The organism is Corynebacterium sp. LaCa_282, from assembly GCF_057198125.1.
Map to the genome: position 1 here is coordinate 434,751 of NZ_CP191095.1, position 17,871 is coordinate 452,621.

12 protein-coding genes, 5 tRNA genes and 2 rRNA genes are annotated in these 17,871 nt (G+C 57.2%); 14 read left to right on the top strand and 5 right to left on the bottom strand.

Features of this window, described 5'->3' with window-relative positions:
• Positions 1-55: 55 nt before the first annotated feature.
• The 3 genes from pstC to pstB are packed head-to-tail and all read left to right on the top strand — an operon-like array spanning position 56 to position 2,860.
• Positions 56-1,108 carry a phosphate ABC transporter permease subunit PstC gene (gene pstC, locus ACP8KU_RS01960; RefSeq protein WP_023017909.1) on the top strand — a complete coding sequence of 351 codons (1,053 nt, stop codon included), beginning with the start codon at positions 56-58 and terminating at the stop codon, positions 1,106-1,108.
• Between the two features lie 12 nt (positions 1,109-1,120).
• The gene (gene pstA, locus ACP8KU_RS01965; RefSeq protein ID WP_005279624.1) at positions 1,121-2,035 is read left to right on the top strand and encodes a phosphate ABC transporter permease PstA; all 915 of its coding nucleotides are present in this window, start codon (positions 1,121-1,123) and stop codon (positions 2,033-2,035) included.
• Between the two features lie 51 nt (positions 2,036-2,086).
• Complete coding sequence (gene pstB / locus ACP8KU_RS01970; RefSeq protein ID WP_005279626.1) at positions 2,087-2,860, top strand: phosphate ABC transporter ATP-binding protein PstB; 774 nt, start codon at positions 2,087-2,089, stop codon at positions 2,858-2,860.
• Positions 2,861-2,943: 83 nt separating this feature from the next.
• On the opposite strand, the gene phoU is transcribed toward pstB, so the two are convergent.
• Together phoU and dusB are read right to left on the bottom strand one after the other, a co-directional pair.
• Positions 2,944-3,672: a phosphate signaling complex protein PhoU gene (gene phoU / locus ACP8KU_RS01975; RefSeq protein ID WP_005279628.1), complete on the bottom strand. Its 729-nt coding sequence runs from the start codon at positions 3,670-3,672 to the stop codon at positions 2,944-2,946.
• A gap of 58 nt (positions 3,673-3,730) precedes the next feature.
• Positions 3,731-4,876 carry a tRNA dihydrouridine synthase DusB gene (dusB, locus tag ACP8KU_RS01980; RefSeq protein WP_284622957.1) on the bottom strand — a complete coding sequence of 382 codons (1,146 nt, stop codon included), beginning with the start codon at positions 4,874-4,876 and terminating at the stop codon, positions 3,731-3,733.
• 192 nt (positions 4,877-5,068) lie between these two features.
• On the opposite strand from dusB, the gene scpC reads away from it, so the two are divergent.
• Positions 5,069-6,571, top strand: coding sequence for a succinyl-CoA:acetate CoA-transferase ScpC (gene scpC, locus ACP8KU_RS01985; RefSeq protein WP_005284616.1), 1,503 nt, complete (start codon positions 5,069-5,071; stop codon positions 6,569-6,571).
• Between the two features lie 126 nt (positions 6,572-6,697).
• Positions 6,698-6,770, top strand: a tRNA-Lys gene (locus tag ACP8KU_RS01990).
• 30 nt (positions 6,771-6,800) lie between these two features.
• Here ACP8KU_RS01990 and ACP8KU_RS01995 read toward each other — a convergent pair.
• On the bottom strand, positions 6,801-7,133 hold the full coding sequence (locus ACP8KU_RS01995) for a metal-sensitive transcriptional regulator (protein WP_005279633.1): 333 nt from the start codon (positions 7,131-7,133) through the stop codon (positions 6,801-6,803).
• Positions 7,134-7,215: 82 nt separating this feature from the next.
• On the opposite strand from ACP8KU_RS01995, the gene ACP8KU_RS02000 reads away from it, so the two are divergent.
• From ACP8KU_RS02000 to ACP8KU_RS02020, 5 genes are all read left to right on the top strand, one after another.
• A tRNA-Glu gene (locus tag ACP8KU_RS02000) sits at positions 7,216-7,291 on the top strand.
• Between the two features lie 35 nt (positions 7,292-7,326).
• Positions 7,327-7,400: transfer RNA gene (locus ACP8KU_RS02005), tRNA-Asp, on the top strand.
• A gap of 190 nt (positions 7,401-7,590) precedes the next feature.
• A tRNA-Asp gene (locus tag ACP8KU_RS02010) sits at positions 7,591-7,664 on the top strand.
• Between the two features lie 19 nt (positions 7,665-7,683).
• Positions 7,684-7,756 (top strand) — tRNA-Phe (locus ACP8KU_RS02015).
• A gap of 56 nt (positions 7,757-7,812) precedes the next feature.
• The gene (locus tag ACP8KU_RS02020) at positions 7,813-8,094 is read left to right on the top strand and encodes a GNAT family N-acetyltransferase (protein WP_167530828.1); all 282 of its coding nucleotides are present in this window, start codon (positions 7,813-7,815) and stop codon (positions 8,092-8,094) included.
• A gap of 49 nt (positions 8,095-8,143) precedes the next feature.
• Here the strand turns inward: ACP8KU_RS02020 and epsC are convergent, their stop codons facing one another.
• Complete coding sequence (gene epsC, locus ACP8KU_RS02025) at positions 8,144-8,707, bottom strand: serine O-acetyltransferase EpsC (RefSeq protein WP_005279637.1); 564 nt, start codon at positions 8,705-8,707, stop codon at positions 8,144-8,146.
• 82 nt (positions 8,708-8,789) lie between these two features.
• Positions 8,790-9,725, bottom strand: a complete 936-nt coding sequence (gene cysK, locus ACP8KU_RS02030; protein WP_005284610.1) for a cysteine synthase A — start codon at positions 9,723-9,725, stop codon at positions 8,790-8,792.
• Between the two features lie 265 nt (positions 9,726-9,990).
• On the opposite strand from cysK, the gene ramA reads away from it, so the two are divergent.
• From ramA to ACP8KU_RS02050, 4 genes are all read left to right on the top strand, one after another.
• A complete protein-coding gene (gene ramA, locus ACP8KU_RS02035; protein WP_005279642.1) occupies positions 9,991-10,830 on the top strand; it encodes an acetate metabolism transcriptional regulator RamA in 840 nt (279 codons plus the stop codon).
• Positions 10,831-10,851: 21 nt separating this feature from the next.
• Positions 10,852-12,120 carry a UDP-N-acetylglucosamine 1-carboxyvinyltransferase gene (murA, locus tag ACP8KU_RS02040; protein ID WP_023017906.1) on the top strand — a complete coding sequence of 423 codons (1,269 nt, stop codon included), beginning with the start codon at positions 10,852-10,854 and terminating at the stop codon, positions 12,118-12,120.
• A gap of 609 nt (positions 12,121-12,729) precedes the next feature.
• Positions 12,730-14,247: ribosomal RNA gene (locus tag ACP8KU_RS02045) — 16S ribosomal RNA — on the top strand.
• A 508-nt stretch (positions 14,248-14,755) separates the two neighbouring features.
• A 23S ribosomal RNA gene (locus tag ACP8KU_RS02050) occupies positions 14,756-17,835 on the top strand.
• The 16S and 23S rRNA genes sit together here, the layout of an rRNA operon.
• Positions 17,836-17,871 lie beyond the last annotated feature (36 nt).

Below are 17,871 nucleotides of genomic sequence, written 5' to 3' on the forward strand. Positions count from 1 at the left end.
CAGGCATGTAACGCATGACCCTTTGTTCCACTTTAAATAAGGATTAGTACGTCTCATGGCAGACAATAATCTCACCAAGGCATCGACCTCGGAGACCCTTCCCGTCTCTGGCGTTGAACAGCCTCATACCCGTGGCGATAACGAGAATGACTTGGCTACCTCCAGCTCCGGTAGCTCCGTCAAGCGCCCCGGTGACCGCATTTTCGAATTCCTCTCCACGGCCTCTGCCACGCTGATTACCGTGATGATCGCGGCGATTGCTGCCTTCCTCATCTGGCGCGCCGTGCCGGCGCTCAGCGTGAACGAGAATGGCCTGCTGGGCTTTTTCACCCACGGTGAGCGGTGGGAGACCACCGATACCTCCGCGATGAAGTTCGGTATCCCGACCATGTTCGGCACCACCGTCCTCATCTCGGTCTTCGCCCTGATCCTGGCCATGCCAGTGGCGCTTGCGATTGCCATCTTCTTGTCCAACTACGCCCCGGCACGCCTGGTTAAGCCGCTGGGTTTCTTGGTGGACATGCTGGCCGCCGTGCCGTCCATCGTCTACGGCCTGTGGGGTTGGCAGGTCCTCGGTCCGGCCCTGTCCGGCTTCTACACCTGGTTGGAATCCTGGGCCGGCGGGTTCTTTCTGTTTACCCATTACGATAATTCGCCCGCCTTTGCTACCGGCCGCAACCTCTTTACCGGTGGCATCGTGCTCGCCGTGATGATCCTGCCGATTATCGCCGCCACCGCCCGCGAGGTCTTCGTGCAGACCCCTCCGGGCCAGATCGAATCCGCTCTGGCGCTGGGCGCAACACGCTGGGAAGTCATCCGCATGACCGTCCTGCCCTTTGGCATGTCCGGCTACGTTGCTGGCTCCATGCTCGGCTTGGGCCGCGCTTTGGGTGAGACCATGGCGCTGTACATGGTGGTCTCGCCGCTGGTGGACTTCCGCTTCTCGCTTTTCGATGGCGGTACTACCTTCGCCACGGCCATCGCCCTCGCCGCTGCCGAGTTCGGTAACGAGACGCGCGCCGGTGCGTATATCGCTGCCGGTTTGATGCTGTTCTTGCTGACGTTCGTGGTCAACGCCATTGCCCGCGCCATCGTGAAGAGCAAGTAAGGAAGGACAACAATGACTACTACGACAAATAACAAGCCTGCCTCCGCTGGTGGGGCAACCTTCCTGGAAATCTCCGGTTCCCGCAAGGCGGCCAATAGTATTGCCACCGTCGTTGTATGGGCCGCTATGGCCTTGGCGATGGTCCCTTTGATCTGGGTCCTCTGGGAGCTGATCTCGCGCGGTAGCGGCGTGATTTTCTCCGCTGACTGGTGGACGCTGTCCCAGCGCGGCGTGATGAATAGCGCCGAAGGCGGTGGTGCCGCCCACGCCATCGTCGGTACCTTTGTCCAGACCGCCCTAGCATCCATCTTATCCATCCCGATCGGCATCTTTACCGCCATCTACCTGGTGGAATACTCCAAGGGTGGCTGGCTGGGCCGCACCACCACCTTCATGGTGGACATCCTGTCCGGTGTGCCCTCCATCGTCGCGGCGCTGTTTATCTTTGCCATGTGGATCACGCTCTTTGGCTTTGGCCGCTCCGGCTTTGCCGTCGCACTGTCCTTGGTCCTGTTGATGATTCCCATCGTGGTACGCAATACCGAAGAGATGCTGCGCGTGGTTCCGATGGACCTGCGCGAGGCCTCCTATGCCCTCGGCGTGCCCAAGTGGAAGACCATCGCACGCATCGTGCTGCCTACCGCCCTGTCCGGCATCGTGACCGGCATCATGCTGGCCATTGCCCGCGTGATGGGTGAATCTTCCCCAGTGCTGGTCTTGGTTGGTTCCTCCTCGGTCATCAACTGGGACGCGTTTAAGGGCTCGCAGTCTTCGCTGCCGCTGATGATGCTTGATATGTACAAGGCCGGCGCGCAGCCTGCCGTGCTGGATAAGCTGTGGGGCGCAGCGCTGACGCTGGTTATCCTCATCGCCATCCTCAATATCGCGGCGCGCGTAATTTCCGCGAAGTTCTCGGTCAAGAAATAGCCGCACTCGATTCCGCCACTTATACACCCCTTAAGAGGAGAAACCTCCACAATGTCTAAGCTCGAGCTCAATGACGTCGATATTTTCTACGGCGATTTCCACGCCGTGCAGAACGTAAATATGCAGATCCCGGCGCAGGCCGTGACCGCCTTCATCGGCCCCTCCGGCTGCGGTAAGTCCACCGTACTGCGCACCTTGAACCGGATGCACGAGGTCATCCCTGGCGCATCCGTCAAGGGCGAGATCCTGCTCGATGGCACTAATATTTATGGCCCCAAGGTGGACCCGGTATCCGTGCGCAATACCATCGGCATGGTCTTCCAGAAGGCCAACCCATTTCCCACCATGTCCATCGAGGATAACGTGGTTGCCGGCCTGAAGCTGTCTGGTGAGAAGAATAAGAAGAAGCTCAAGGAAGTTGCCGAACAGTCCCTGCGCGGCGCTAACCTTTGGGACGAGGTCAAGGACCGCCTGGATAAGCCAGGCGGCGGCCTGTCCGGTGGTCAGCAGCAGCGCCTGTGCATCGCCCGCGCGATTGCCGTGGAGCCAGAAGTTCTGCTGATGGACGAGCCCTGCTCCGCACTGGACCCGATTTCCACCCTGGCCGTGGAGGATCTCATCCACGAGCTGAAGGAAAACTTCACCATCGTCATCGTCACCCACAACATGCAGCAGGCCGCCCGCGTGTCCGATAAGACCGGCTTCTTCTCCCTAGAAGCTACCGGCAAGCCGGGACACCTCGTGGAATTCGATGAAACCACCCGCATCTTTGAGAACCCCTCCCAGAAGGAGACCGAAGACTACATTTCCGGCCGCTTCGGCTAATACGTAGCCCCTGATTGTCCGACAAGGGCGGTACCTCCAGCGCAGGGAGGTACCGCCCTTGTGGCAGTTTTAGGTCTATGGTCCTAGCGGCGGAATTGGCGTTCCAGTTCGCTCATGCGGGCCTCGAACTCGGCGTCCTTTTGATCCTCTTGGAGTTTTCTTTCAAACTCTTCCGGCAATAGGCCGGTGGCGAAGTAAATGATGCGCCCAGCCACGGAAACGCAGTGATCGGCGTAGCGCTCGTAGTAGCGGGTAATCTGCGCTGTCTCTACGGCCTGGCGCACCGTCCCTTCCCATTCGCGCTGGGTGAGGATGCGCAGCAGGTGGTGGTTAATATCGTCCACGGCATCATCATCGGAACGCAGGTTAACGGAGAGCTCGGCATCCGGGGTGACCAAAATATCGTGCACCACCGAACCCATTTCCTGGGTCAGGCGGAACATTTCTTCCATGAACCCGAGGTATTCAGCGGGCACGACGGCCTCTGGGTGGCGGCGGCGCGCGGCATCGGCAATGTGCTGGGCAAGCTGTCCCATGCGGAAGAGGTCTTCGACGATGTAAATGGAAGATACCACCTGGCGCAGATCCTGGGCCATGGGATTTTCCAACGCCAGGAGCTTTACCGCGCGTTCGGAGCAGCGCGAGCGAATCTCATCGAGTTCTTCGGTGAGGCTAAGCGCTTCCTCCGCGGGTTCCAGGGCGCGATCGAGCAGCGCCTGGGAGGCCTTATCCATGATGGTGCGGACGGTATCGCACATGACGATGAGGTCGTGCGAGAAGTTGTCCAGATGCTCACGGTAGGCAGTACGCATGCAGGAAATGATAGCTCACAAACCGCGCAAATGCTTGCTGAGTCACACCAGTGTGGGTTTAGCCGCCGGAGTTATAAATATCGGCGCCAACCGGAACGAATTCGTCCTCGGGGTCATCAAGCCAGCCATCGGGAAGCGCGACCTGGGAGGGCGAGCCCTGGCGCCCGCGCGCACCATCGGCATCGGCAGCCAAAGCATCAGAATCCGCCCAGGGCTCCAGCAATTCGCGCAGGCTCTCTAAGGAATCCACCTTGGCCAAGCCGGCGCGGACCTGCCCGCCGACGGGGAAGCCGCGCAGGTACCAGCCAATGTGCTTGCGGATGTCCCTGGATGCGTGATCCTCGCCCTCGTGCTGAGCGAGTAGCTCTGCGTGGCGGAGGATGACCTGGGTGACCTCGCCCAAGGTGGGCTCGGCGGGGATGGACTCGCCGCGCAGGGCAGCGCCCAGCTCCGCGAAGAGCCACGGCCGGCCCAGGCAACCGCGGCCGACCTGCACGCCATCGCAGCCCGTGGCCTCCATCATGCGGCGGGCATCATCGGCGCGGAAAATATCGCCATTGCCCAATACCGGAACGCCGGTATCCGCCAGGTGCTCCTTGAGCCGGGCGATCTCATCCCACCGGGCATCGCCGGAATAGCGCTGCGCGGCCGTGCGCCCGTGCAAGGTCACGGCGGCGGCGCCGGAATCCACGGCGATCCGCCCGGCATCGAGGTGCGTGTGGTGCTCGTCGTCGATGCCCACGCGCATCTTCACCGTGACGGGGATATTCGTGCCCTCGGTGGCCTTGACGGCGGCAGAGACGATATTGCCAAACAGGCGGCGCTTATAGGGCAGAGCAGAGCCGCCGCCACGCCTGGTCACCTTGGGGACGGGGCAACCGAAATTCATGTCGATATGATCGGCCAAGTTCTCATCCACGATGATCTTGGCGGCCTTATAGGTGTATTCCGGGTCCACCGTATAAATCTGCAGGGAACGCGGATCTTCATCCGGGGCAAAGGTGGTCATGTGCATGGTTTTCTCGTTGCGCTCCACCAGGGCGCGGGCGGTGACCATCTCGCAGACATACAAGCCCGATACCGTCCCGGTGCGGGCCAGCTCCTGCTCCCGGCACAACGTGCGGAAGGCGACGTTGGTTACCCCCGCCATGGGGGCGAGGATGACGGGGGAGGAGAGGTCATAGTTTCCAATGCGCAAATTCACGCCCTAATTGTGCTCGTTAACGGCGGAATTTAGCAACTAACAGCAAGGTGGTGGTTACCGAGGATTCCCATGATTGGGGTGAAGATCACACAATGATGGTGGCAAAAACGTTAATTTTCGCTACTGTGGTCTGTGTAACTAAATTGGGTTGGCCGTAACCCCGGTCTACTCGCAGATAAAGGAGGATGACAGTTGTCCGATAGAATCGCATACGCCCCGTTTGAGAAGCTCGTAGTTTCTGCAGAGGAGGCTGCGAAGCACGTCAACAATGGTGACCGCGTAGGCATCTCCGGCTTCACCGGCGCCGGTTACCCTAAGGGTCTGCCTACCGCCATTGCAGATAAGGCGAAGGCGCTGCATGACAAGGGCGAAGAGTTCAAGATTGACCTCTTCTCCGGTGCTTCTACCGCCCCGGACTGCGACGGTGTTTTGGCAGAGGCGGAAGCCATTAACTTCCGCTCCCCGTACAACTCTGACCCACTGCTGCGTAAGCAGTTCAACGATGGCACCGCGCTCTACCAGGACATTCACCTGTCCCACCTGGGCCAGCAGGTAGAAGAGGGCTTCTACGGTGACTTCCAGGTAGCCATCATCGAGGCCGTACGCATTACCGAGGAAGGCCATATCGTGCCCTCCTCCGCAGTGGGCAATAACCTCGAGTTCGTCGAGGCTGCAGACAAGATCATCATCGAGATCAACGAGTGGCAGTCCGAGAACCTCGAGGGCATGCACGACATCTACCGCATCGACAAGCTGCCTAACCGCCAGCCCATCCCGATTAACAAGCCGGGCGACCGCATCGGTACCACCTACATGGAGATCCCAGAGGAGAAGGTCGTTGCAGTTGTTAAGACCAACTCCCCAGACCGCAACGCTCCATTCCGCGAGCCGGACGAGACCTCTGAGAAGATCGCCGCTAACTTCATCGAGTTCCTGGAGGGCGAGGTAGCCGCAGGCCGCCTTGAGTACGACAAGTTCATCATGCAGTCCGGCGTGGGTAACGTGCCGAACGCCGTGATGGCAGGCCTGTTGGACTCCAAGTTCGAAAACATCCAGGCATACACCGAGGTCATCCAGGACGGCATGCTGGACCTTATCGATGCCGGCAAGATGACCGTGGCTTCTGCAACCTCCTTCGCATTGTCGCCAGAGTACGCAGAAAAGATGAACGCGGAGGCAGACCGCTACCGCAACCACATCATCCTGCGCCCGCAGCAGATTTCCAACCACCCTGAGGTCATCCGCCGCGTCGGCCTGATTTCTTCCAACGGCATGATCGAGGGAGATATCTACGGCAACATCAACTCCACCAACGTGTCCGGTTCCCGCATCATGAACGGCACCGGTGGCTCTGGTGACTTCACCCGTAACGCGTACATCTCCACCTTCGTGTCCCCGTCCATCGCGAAGGATGGCGCCATCTCCGCTCTGGTTCCGTTTGTATCCCACACGGACCACACCGAGCACGACACCATGGTCATCATCACCGAATACGGTGTGGCTGACCTGCGTGGCCTGGCTCCAAAGCAGCGCGTAGAGAAGATTATCGCCGTGGCTCACCCGGACTACCGTCCGCTGTTGGAGGAGTACTACGAGCGTGCGAAGGAAAACAAGTTCCAGCACACCCCGCACGACCTGAAGTCCGCCTTCGACTTCCAGGTTAACTTCATGGAAAAGGGTGACATGCGCGGTTAATCTCCACCGCCATGGCAAAGGAGGGCCTCCCGGTTGGGAAGCCCTCCTTTTGCTGTGTGTGGATACTCTCAGGCGAGGGGTGAATTAGGAGATCTAAAAGTCAACACGCTAATATAGAGCGACGTTGGGCCTTTAGCTCAGTTGGTAGAGCTACGGACTTTTAATCCGCAGGTCGTGGGTTCGATCCCCACAGGGCCCACATCAGGAGCCGCCTTCGGGCGGCTCCTTTCTAGTTTTTCACGAGCTTCTTAATGGCGTGCATAGCCTCCGCTAGCTTCTCCTTAGCCACCTCGCCGTCCTCGGCCGCCGCACCGGCCACGCAGTGCTCTATATGGTCCTCTAAGAGCGCCAGAGAGACGTTCTCTAGTGCGGAGGTCACCGCGGAGATTTGGGTGATGATATCGATGCAGTACTGGTCCTCATCGACCATGCGGTGAATCCCGCGCGCCTGGCCTTCGATGCGTTTCAGGCGCGCCAGATAACGCGCTTTGCTCTTGCTATCGGCGTTGTATCCGTGTACATCCGGCTCGTGGCAGGAACAAGTTTTCTGCTGCTCAGACATGGTAAAAACTCCTTCTGGGGGAGCGATTTTGTTTCTTGGTGATGTCTCCAGTATATTTCTAGAAGTCGCCAAGAAGCGACTGGCCCCCATCGTCTAGCGGCCTAGGACACTGCCCTTTCACGGCAGCGGCACGGGTTCGAATCCCGTTGGGGGTACCAACACTTTCGTGTTGGTTCTAAATAATTTCTCATTTGGCCTTGTGGCGCAGTTGGTTAGCGCGCCGCCCTGTCACGGCGGAGGTCGCGGGTTCAAGTCCCGTCAAGGTCGCATTCTGAACAGTACACGCTTCGGCGGGTGCTGTTCTTTTTTGGTTTTAGGCCGCTGTGTGGTGGTGTCACCTTGATGCAGGGGCATCGGCAAGCGCGGGAAAACCGCCTTTGTAGTGCTGATTTGTGTTGTTTCGAGGCGTCTGTGTAAAGTAACTACCCGTGCCCAAGGGGCACACAAAACTGAAAATGGCCTTGTGGCGCAGTTGGTTAGCGCGCCGCCCTGTCACGGCGGAGGTCGCGGGTTCAAGTCCCGTCAAGGTCGCGGAAACCTTCGGGTTTCTGGCCAGATAGCTCAGTCGGTAGAGCACACGCCTGAAAAGTGTGGGGTCGCCAGTTCGATCCTGGCTCTGGCCACAACTATGGTCCCTTCTTATTATCAAGGAGGGGCCATTTTTGGTTTAATGGGGGACATGGAAAAAGCAATTTCTCATCAGTCCGATTTGTCCCGTTTCGTGCTCACCGTTGATGGTGTGGAGGCAGGAATCTGCGAGTACGTAGATTCCGGTGATACCCGCGAATTTAATCACACGGTCATCGGGGATGACTTCCGCGGCCAGGGCTTGTCCTCGCCGTTGATTAAGGCGGCCCTCGATGAAACCCGGGAGGCCGGCATGAAGGTCATCGCCACCTGTTCCGCAGTGGCGCACTTTATGGACAAGAACTCCGAATACCAGGATCTGCTGCGCGGTTAAGCACAGCAAAAAGCGGCCCACATAAGCCTGTAGGCTGCTTTTAGTCTATTTAGATGTAGTAGTCCGGATCCACGAGTTTGACCCGCTCATGCCTATTTGAAGGCCGGTTTTGGGCGGGGATGCCCACGGCGATGTGGTCGGCCGGGACGTCTTTCGTCACCACGGCATTGGCGCCGATGGCGGAACCAGCCCCGATGGTGATGGGGCCTAAGACCTTGGCGCCTGCGCCGATGGTGACGTTATCTTCCACCGTGGGGTGGCGCTTGGTCTGGGTGAGCACCTGACCGCCGAGCGTCACGCCGTGGTAGAGCATGACGCCATCGCCAATTTCCGCGGTTTCGCCGATGACAATGCCCATCCCGTGGTCGATAAAGAAGCGGCGCCCGATGGTGGCGCCTGGGTGGATCTCAATGCCGGTAAAAAAGCGGTTAATTTGGGCCAGGATGCGCGCAGGGCCCCGCAGGCCGCGCTTCCATAGCCAGTGGGAGACGCGGTGAGACCAGATGGCGTGCAGGCCGGAATAGACGATCGCATTTTCAACGTCGCCGCGGGCGGCAGGGTCGTGGTCGCGGGCATTGGCTAAATCTTCGCGGATATATTTAATAATGCTCATGGGGACTATAGTACTGGTCACAAAAAGGCACCCGCCAAGCTTGACGGGTGCCTTTTATTCACGGACTAGGTGGCGGGGCTAATTATGCCTCGCGGATGTCCTCAAAAAGAACGGTGGAAACGTAGCGCTCACCAAAGTCCGGCAGGACAACGACGATGGTCTTGCCCTCGAACTCGGGGCGCTCGGCCAGCTTCAGTGCGGCGGAGAGGTTTGCGCCGGCGGAAATACCAACCAGCAGGCCTTCCTCGGTGGCAAGAGCGCGGGAAAGCTTGATGGACTCCTCGAGGGAAGCGGTCAGAACCTCATCCAGCTGCTCGCGGTTGAGCACGTCCGGCACGAAGTTGGCGCCCAGGCCCTGGATCTTGTGCGGGCCGGCCTGGCCTTCAGACAGGACAGGGGAGTCAGCCGGCTCAACGGCTGCGAGGTAGACGTCTGGGTTCTTGGACTTCAGGTAGCGGCCTGCACCGGTGATGGTGCCGCCGGTGCCGACGCCAGCGACGAAGGCATCGACATTGCCCTCGGCGTCTTCCCAGATCTCCGGGCCGGTGGTGGCCTCGTGGATCTTGGGGTTGGCCTCGTTAGCGAACTGGGAAGCCAGGATGGCGTTGCCGCGCTCGGCGACGACCTCGTTGGCCTTGTCAACCGCACCCTGCATGCCGGCGGCGCCGGGGGTCAGGATGATTTCTGCACCGTATGCGCGCAGCAGCACCTTGCGCTCATTGGACATGGTCTCTGGCATGGTGAGGACGACGTCATAGCCCAAGGTTGCGCCGGCCAGTGCCAGGGCAATACCGGTGTTACCGGAGGTAGCCTCAACGATGGTGCCGCCCGGCTTCAGGTCGCCGGACTCCTCGGCGGCCTTGATGATGGCCAGACCGATGCGGTCCTTCACGGAGTTACCAGGGTTAAAGGACTCTACCTTGGCCAGCACGGTGGCGCCCTTGCCCTCTGCTAGGCGGTTGATGCGGATGAGCGGGGTACCGCCGATGGTCTCCAGGACATTGTTATAAATAGCCATTTATTAAGACTCCTTTGGGAATCAGATTCGCGGTCAAATCAGGTACAAGCGTAAGGATACACTATTTAAGTAGACAGAGTGGTATATTTATTGCAGACAGCCTATTCGGGCATGGAATGTGGGATTCACCGCTGGGGAAACAAAGAGGCGATTTCGAATTACCCCCACTTGCTGTCTATAATTCCACGTAGTTACCCGCTGGTCCCCAAGTTTTCGGGGATATCGGGTGCACCTGCTTGGTTACCCCCGACGAGGAAAGAGTCTCATGGAGTCGCATCGCCTCAAAGATGATGAAGAATCCGTACGCGCGGCACTATCGTCCCTCAAAACCGCCACCGGAATCCCGGTGACGATGTACGCGACATTATTGGCGGATAACCGCCTGCAAATTACCCAGTGGGTGGGCCTGCGTACGCCGGCGCTGCAGAATCTGCTTATCGATGCCGGCGTGGGCGTCGGCGGGCGCGTGATCACCACCCGCCGCGCGGTTGGCGTATCGGACTACACGCGGGCTACCACCATCTCCCACGAGAACGACAGCGTCATTCAAGACGAAGGCCTGCACTCGATCGTGGCCGTGCCCGTTACCGTGCAGCGTGAAATCCGCGGCGTGCTCTACGTCGGCGTGCACTCCCCAGTGCGCTTGGGCGATAAGGTTATCGAGGAAGTAACGATGACGGCCCGGACCCTGGAGCAAGACCTTGCGGTCAATTCCGCGATGCGCCGCGCCGATGGCGGAAAGGGAGGCGCTTCCCGCGGTCACGCCATGAACGGTGCGGAATGGGAACAGGTTCGTTCCACCCACTCCAAGCTGCGCATGCTAGCCAACCGCGTCGAGGACGAGGAATTGCGCAAGGAACTTGAGGCACTCTGCGATCAGATGGTTTCTCCCGTGCGCGTGAAACAATCAACCAAGCTGTCCGCCCGCGAGCTCGATGTCCTTTCCTGCGTGGCGCTCGGCCACACCAATGTCGAAGCGGCAGAAGAAATGGGCATTGGCGCCGAAACCGTGAAATCCTACCTGCGCTCCGTGATGCGCAAGTTGGGGGCGCATACTCGCTACGAAGCCGTCAATGCAGCCCGCCGGATCGGCGCGTTGCCCTGATTACCGGTAGCGTAGAAACCTGTGAAAGATCAGTTTATTGTTTCCGGCGGTGCCCGCCTTGCAGGCACCGTCAAAGTAGATGGCGCCAAAAACAGCGTCCTTAAGCTCATGGCCGCCGCATTGTTGGCGGAGGGGACGACGACGCTGACCAATTGCCCAGAGATTCTGGACGTACCTTTGATGAAGAAGGTGCTCGAAGGTTTGGGCTGCGAGGTGACAATCGATGGCAGCACCGTTCGCATCACCACCCCCGCGAAGCCGCAATCGAACGCGGACTTTGATGCGGTTCGCCAATTCAGGGCATCGGTATGCGTCCTAGGCCCACTGACCTCGCGCTGCGGGCATGCCAAGGTAGCGCTGCCCGGCGGTGACGCCATTGGCTCCCGCCCGCTCGATATGCACCAGACCGGCTTGGAAAAGCTCGGCGCTACCACGCGCATTGAACACGGCGCCGTGGTGGCTGAGGCCTCCGAGCTTCGCGGCTCCACCATCCGCTTGGACTTTCCTTCCGTTGGTGCGACGGAAAACATTTTGACCGCCGCCGTCTTGGCCGAAGGCACCACCGTCCTCCACAATGCCGCCCGCGAGCCAGAGATCGTGGACCTGTGCGAGATGTTGAAATCCATGGGTGCCAATATCGAGGGCGAGGGTACCTCTGAGGTCACCATCCACGGAGTCGAGCGGCTCAATCCCACGGAGCACGAGGTCATCGGTGACCGCATCGTGGCCGGCACTTGGGCTTATGCCGCCGCCATGACGCAAGGCGATATCACCGTCGGCGGCATTGCCCCGCGCCACCTGCACCTTCCGCTGGAAAAGCTGAAGTCCGCCGGTGCGGATATTGAAACCTATGAAAACGGCTTCCGCGTGCGCATGGAAAAGCGCCCCACCGCGGTGGATTACCAGACGTTGCCTTTCCCAGGCTTTCCGACGGACCTCCAACCCATGGCCATCGGCATTTCCGCCATCGCCGAAGGAACCACCGTGATCACGGAGAACGTCTTTGAATCCCGGTTCCGCTTCGTTGACGAGATGCTGCGCCTGGGTGCCGATGCCCAAGTAGATGGCCACCACGTGGTGGTGCGCGGTAAGGAACATCTTTCTTCTACGCACGTGTGGAGCTCCGATATTCGCGCCGGAGCCGGCCTGGTCCTCTCCGCGCTGTGCGCCGACGAAGCCACGACCGTTCACGATGTCTTCCATATTGACCGCGGCTATCCCCACTTTGTGGAGAACCTTTCGCGGCTTGGAGCCACCATCGAAAGGACGCAGGAAGAAGAAATCTTCTAAATTAACCTGTCCCCAGTACGCATTTTTATGGTGTGTGCTGGGGATTTGTGTGTTTTTCGGGGTTGGGTGTAACTTTATCGAAGTCGCCGAGAGGTAGCCGGTTGGTTACTTTTGAGTGACTTTTTGTACTGACTTGGCTCGAGGATTTGACTTGGTTCAGGTTGTTGGGTAAGTTGGTACGAGGCGCCGCTGAGAGGTTAACGTTTGGTTAACTTTCTTGTGGTGTGTGGATGTTGTTTGAGAACTCAATAGTGTGCCAATGTACTTATTTTTTATTTTTGTGTGCATGGTTGTGTGTTGATTGGTCTGTTGGCCGGCGAACCTAATGGTGGTTTGTTGGTTGGTGTGTGCCGGTAAGGTGTTGGAATACGCATCTTTTTGAATACTGTTTAGTGTTTCGGCTGCATTGATGGATTGGTTGGCATGTGATTGTGTTCAACTTTTTTGTCTCCCTTTTTGTGCCCCGTCGGGTTGGGGAGGCAGTGATTTTTTCTTTGTAGTAATTTTTTGGACGCCAGCATGGGCCTGCTTTTGTGGGTTTGTGGTGGTTTGTTCTTTTGGTTAGGTTTGGGCTTTTCACGGCCTTTTCAGTGTTTTGCTGAAATTCTTTTTGTGGAGAGTTTGATCCTGGCTCAGGACGAACGCTGGCGGCGTGCTTAACACATGCAAGTCGAACGGAAAGGCCCTGCTTGCAGGGTACTCGAGTGGCGAACGGGTGAGTAACACGTGGGTGATCTGCCCTGCACTTCGGGATAAGCTTGGGAAACTGGGTCTAATACCGGATAGGAACCATCTTTAGTGTGGTGGTTGGAAAGTTTTTTCGGTGTAGGATGAGCTCGCGGCCTATCAGCTTGTTGGTGGGGTAATGGCCTACCAAGGCGGCGACGGGTAGCCGGCCTGAGAGGGTGTACGGCCACATTGGGACTGAGATACGGCCCAGACTCCTACGGGAGGCAGCAGTGGGGAATATTGCACAATGGGCGCAAGCCTGATGCAGCGACGCCGCGTGGGGGATGAAGGCCTTCGGGTTGTAAACTCCTTTCGCTAGGGACGAAGCTTTTTGTGACGGTACCTAGATAAGAAGCACCGGCTAACTACGTGCCAGCAGCCGCGGTAATACGTAGGGTGCGAGCGTTGTCCGGAATTACTGGGCGTAAAGGGCTCGTAGGTGGTTTGTCGCGTCGTCTGTGAAATTCTGGGGCTTAACTCCGGGCGTGCAGGCGATACGGGCATAACTTGAGTGCTGTAGGGGTAACTGGAATTCCTGGTGTAGCGGTGAAATGCGCAGATATCAGGAGGAACACCGATGGCGAAGGCAGGTTACTGGGCAGTTACTGACGCTGAGGAGCGAAAGCATGGGTAGCGAACAGGATTAGATACCCTGGTAGTCCATGCCGTAAACGGTGGGCGCTAGGTGTGAGGGTCTTTCTACGACTTTCGTGCCGTAGCTAACGCATTAAGCGCCCCGCCTGGGGAGTACGGCCGCAAGGCTAAAACTCAAAGGAATTGACGGGGGCCCGCACAAGCGGCGGAGCATGTGGATTAATTCGATGCAACGCGAAGAACCTTACCTGGGCTTGACATACATCAGATCGCTGCAGAGATGTAGTTTCCCTTTGTGGTTGGTGTACAGGTGGTGCATGGTTGTCGTCAGCTCGTGTCGTGAGATGTTGGGTTAAGTCCCGCAACGAGCGCAACCCTTGTCTTATGTTGCCAGCATTTGGTTGGGGACTCATGAGAGACTGCCGGGGTTAACTCGGAGGAAGGTGGGGATGACGTCAAATCATCATGCCCCTTATGTCCAGGGCTTCACACATGCTACAATGGTCGGTACAACGCGCTGCGACACTGTGAGGTGGAGCGAATCGCTGAAAGCCGGCCTTAGTTCGGATTGGGGTCTGCAACTCGACCCCATGAAGTCGGAGTCGCTAGTAATCGCAGATCAGCAATGCTGCGGTGAATACGTTCCCGGGCCTTGTACACACCGCCCGTCACGTCATGAAAGTTGGTAACACCCGAAGCCGGTGGCCTAAACGTGTTAGGGAGCCGTCGAAGGTGGGATCGGCGATTGGGACGAAGTCGTAACAAGGTACCCGTACCGGAAGGTGCGGGTGGATCACCTCCTTTCTAAGGAGCTTTTATTAGGCTGCAGTTGCAGCCATGACCCACAGTTGTGGGTTGCCCACTGTTGTTTGATGGTGGGTTGGTGGTTGAGTAGGCGAGTGTTCTGCTGCCACCATTGTTGAATCCGGGTAGGAGACACACCTTAATCAGCAGGGTCTAAGTGTTGAGACAGTGCTTTGTGACATGCGTAAAAGTGTCCATGCATACAGGAAGTAAAGTTGATTGGTAAGTCGTTGGTGCATTGTTGGGTGTCTGGGGCATTATCCCCTTTTTTGTGTGCCTGACTGGTTGATGAGCATCGTTTGTTGTGGTGGTGTTTGTTGCTGGTTGGGGTGTTGTGTGAGAACTGTATAGTGGACGCGAGCATCTCACATGATGCCGCCTGCTTATGTGGGTGGTGTTGTGTGTGTGATGTGATTTTTCTTTTTGTTTATTTTGTCAAGTTCACTTGTTGCCACTGCATACGGATTGTGTGACCTTTGTGTTGTGTGGTTTGTGTGTGGTGGTTGGTGTGTTCGTTATTTAGGGCGCATGGTGGATGCCTTGGCATGCTGAGCCGATGAAGGACGTGTAAGGCTGCGTTAAGCCTCGGGGAGTTGTCAATAAAGCGTTGATCCGAGGATGTCCGAATGGGGAAACCTGGCCCTGGTTATGTGGGGTTACCCTTCAGTGAATTCATAGCTGTTGTGGGGGTTACGCGGGGAAGTGAAACATCTCAGTACCCGTAGGAGGAGAAAATAATAATGATTCTGCTAGTAGTGGCGAACGAACGTGGATGAGGCTAAACCGTGTGCATGTGATACCTGGTAGGGGTTGTGTGTGCGGTGTTGTGGGGCCTGATTTTGTGTCATCTACCAGTGGCACGCCCTTTTTGCATTGTTGTTAGGTGAAGTGGTTTGGAATGATCTGCCGGAGTAGGTGAGAGTCCTGTAGCTGAAGATGATGATGTGGGGGTTGTTGGGTGCCCGAGTAGCAACGGGCTCGTGGAATCTGTTGTGAATCTGCCGGGACCACCCGGTAAGCCTAAATACTCAGTGTGACCGATAGTGGATAGTACCGTGAGGGAATGGTGAAAAGTACCCCGGGAGGGGAGTGAAATAGTTCCTGAAACCATGTGCTTACAATCCGTCAGAGCACCTGTTTGTGTGTGATGGCGTGCCTTTTGAAGAATGAGCCTGCGAGTCAGCGGCATGTCGCGAGGTTAACCCGTGTGGGGTAGCCGTAGGGAAACCGAATCCTAATGGGGTGTTTAGTGGCATGTCCTGGACCCGAAGCGGGGTGATCTACCCATGGCCAGTGTGAAGCAGCTGTAAGAGGTTGTGGAGGCGCGAACCCACGTAGGTTGAAAACTGCGGGGATGAGCTGTGGGTAGGGGTGAAAGGCCAATCAAACTCCGTGATAGCTGGTTCTCCCCGAAATGCATTTAGGTGCAGCGTCGCATTTAGCTTGGTGGAGGTAGAGCGACTGGTTGGTTGAGCGGGACTACAATCTTAGCAATGTCAGCCAAACTCCGAATGCCATCAATTGTGTTGTGCGGCAGTGAGACTGTGGGGGATAAGCTTCATAGTCGAGAGGGAAACAGCCCAGATCGCCGGTTAAGGCCCCTAAGGGTGTACTAAGTGGAAAAGGATGTGGGATCGCGAAGACAGCCAGGAGGTTGGCTTAGAAGCAGCCATCCTTGAAAGAGTGCGTAATAGCTCACTGGTCGAGTGGTTCTGCGCCGACAATGTAGTGGGGCTCAAGTACACCGCCGAAGCCGCGGCAAGCAACAATTTTTTGTTGTTTGGGTAGGGGAGCGTCGTGCATGGGTGGAAGCGTTACCGTGAGGAGGCGTGGACTGTGTGCGAGTGAGAATGCAGGCATGAGTAACGAATTGTAAGGTGAGAATCCTTACCGCCGGATGACTAAGGGTTCCTGGGTCAAGTTCGTCTTCCCAGGGTGAGTCGGGACCTAAGGCGAGGCCGACAGGCGTAGTCGATGGATAACCAGTTGATATTCTGGTACCCGTACATGTGCGCCCATGATAAAGCACGGATACTAACCACTGCGGATACGCTACCTTTGCACTCTTTGAGTGTTGGTGGTGTTGATGTCGTGGGGCCTGATGTGTGGTTCAAGTGATGGGGTGACGCAGTGAGGTAGCCGCGCCACTTAGTGGATTGGTGGTGTAAGCGTGTAGGCCGTGTGGTAGGTAAATCCGCCACACATTGTGGTTGAGGCGTGATGCGTAGACCCAAAAGGGTTGATGGTGGTGATCCTGTACTGTCGAGAAAAGCCTCTAGCGAGTGTGTGTATGGCCCGTACCCTAAACCGACACAGGTGGTCAGGTTGAAGATACTAAGGCGTTCGGGTGAACTGTGGTTAAGGAATTCGGCAAAATGCCCCCGTAACTTCGGGAGAAGGGGGGCCCTGTGACGTGAAGACCCTGTGCGGTTGGAGTGTTGTGGGGTCGCAGAGAATAGAGGGAAGCGACTGTTTATCAAAAACACAGGTCCATGCGAAGACGTTAAGTTGATGTATATGGACTGACGCCTGCCCGGTGCTGGAAGGTTAAGAGGACCGGTTAGTTAACGTTTGTTAGCGAAGCTGAGAATTTAAGCCCCAGTAAACGGCGGTGGTAACTATAACCATCCTAAGGTAGCGAAATTCCTTGTCGGGTAAGTTCCGACCTGCACGAATGGCGTAACGACTTCTCTGCTGTCTCGACCACAGGCCCGGTGAAATTGCATTACGAGTAAAGATGCTCGTTACGCGCGGCAGGACGAAAAGACCCCGGGACCTTCACTATAGCTTGGTATTGGTGTTTGGTTCGGTTTGTGTAGGATAGGTGGGAGACTGTGAAACCGTCACGCTAGTGGTGGTGGAGTCGTTGTTGAAATACCACTCTGATCGGATTGAGCATCTAACCTTGGCCCATGATCTGGGTTGGGGACAGTGCCTGGTGGGTAGTTTAACTGGGGCGGTTGCCTCCCAAAATGTAACGGAGGCGCCCAAAGGTTCCCTCAGCCTGGTTGGCAATCAGGTGGTGAGTGTAAGTGCACAAGGGAGCTTGACTGTGAGACAGACATGTCGAGCAGGGACGAAAGTCGGGACTAGTGATCCGGCACCTACTTGTGGATGTGGTGTCGCTCAACGGATAAAAGGTACCCCGGGGATAACAGGCTGATCTTCCCCAAGAGTCCATATCGACGGGATGGTTTGGCACCTCGATGTCGGCTCGTCGCATCCTGGGGCTGGAGTAGGTCCCAAGGGTTGGGCTGTTCGCCCATTAAAGCGGCACGCGAGCTGGGTTCAGAACGTCGTGAGACAGTTCGGTCTCTATCCGCCGCGCGCGTTGAAACTTGAAGAAGGCTGTCCCTAGTACGAGAGGACCGGGACGGACGTACCTCTAGTGTGCCAGTTATCCCGCCAGGGGTATCGCTGGTTGGCTACGTACGGAAGGGATAACCGCTGAAAGCATCTAAGCGGGAAGCCTGTTTTAAGATGAGGTTTCTTTTGAGGTCCCCTAAAGACTATGGGGTAGATAGGCCAGACTTGGAAGCACTGTAAGGTGTGAAGGCTACTGGTACTAATTGACCAAAACAAACACACCACAACAACCCCCAATCACTGTTTGGTTATGTTGGG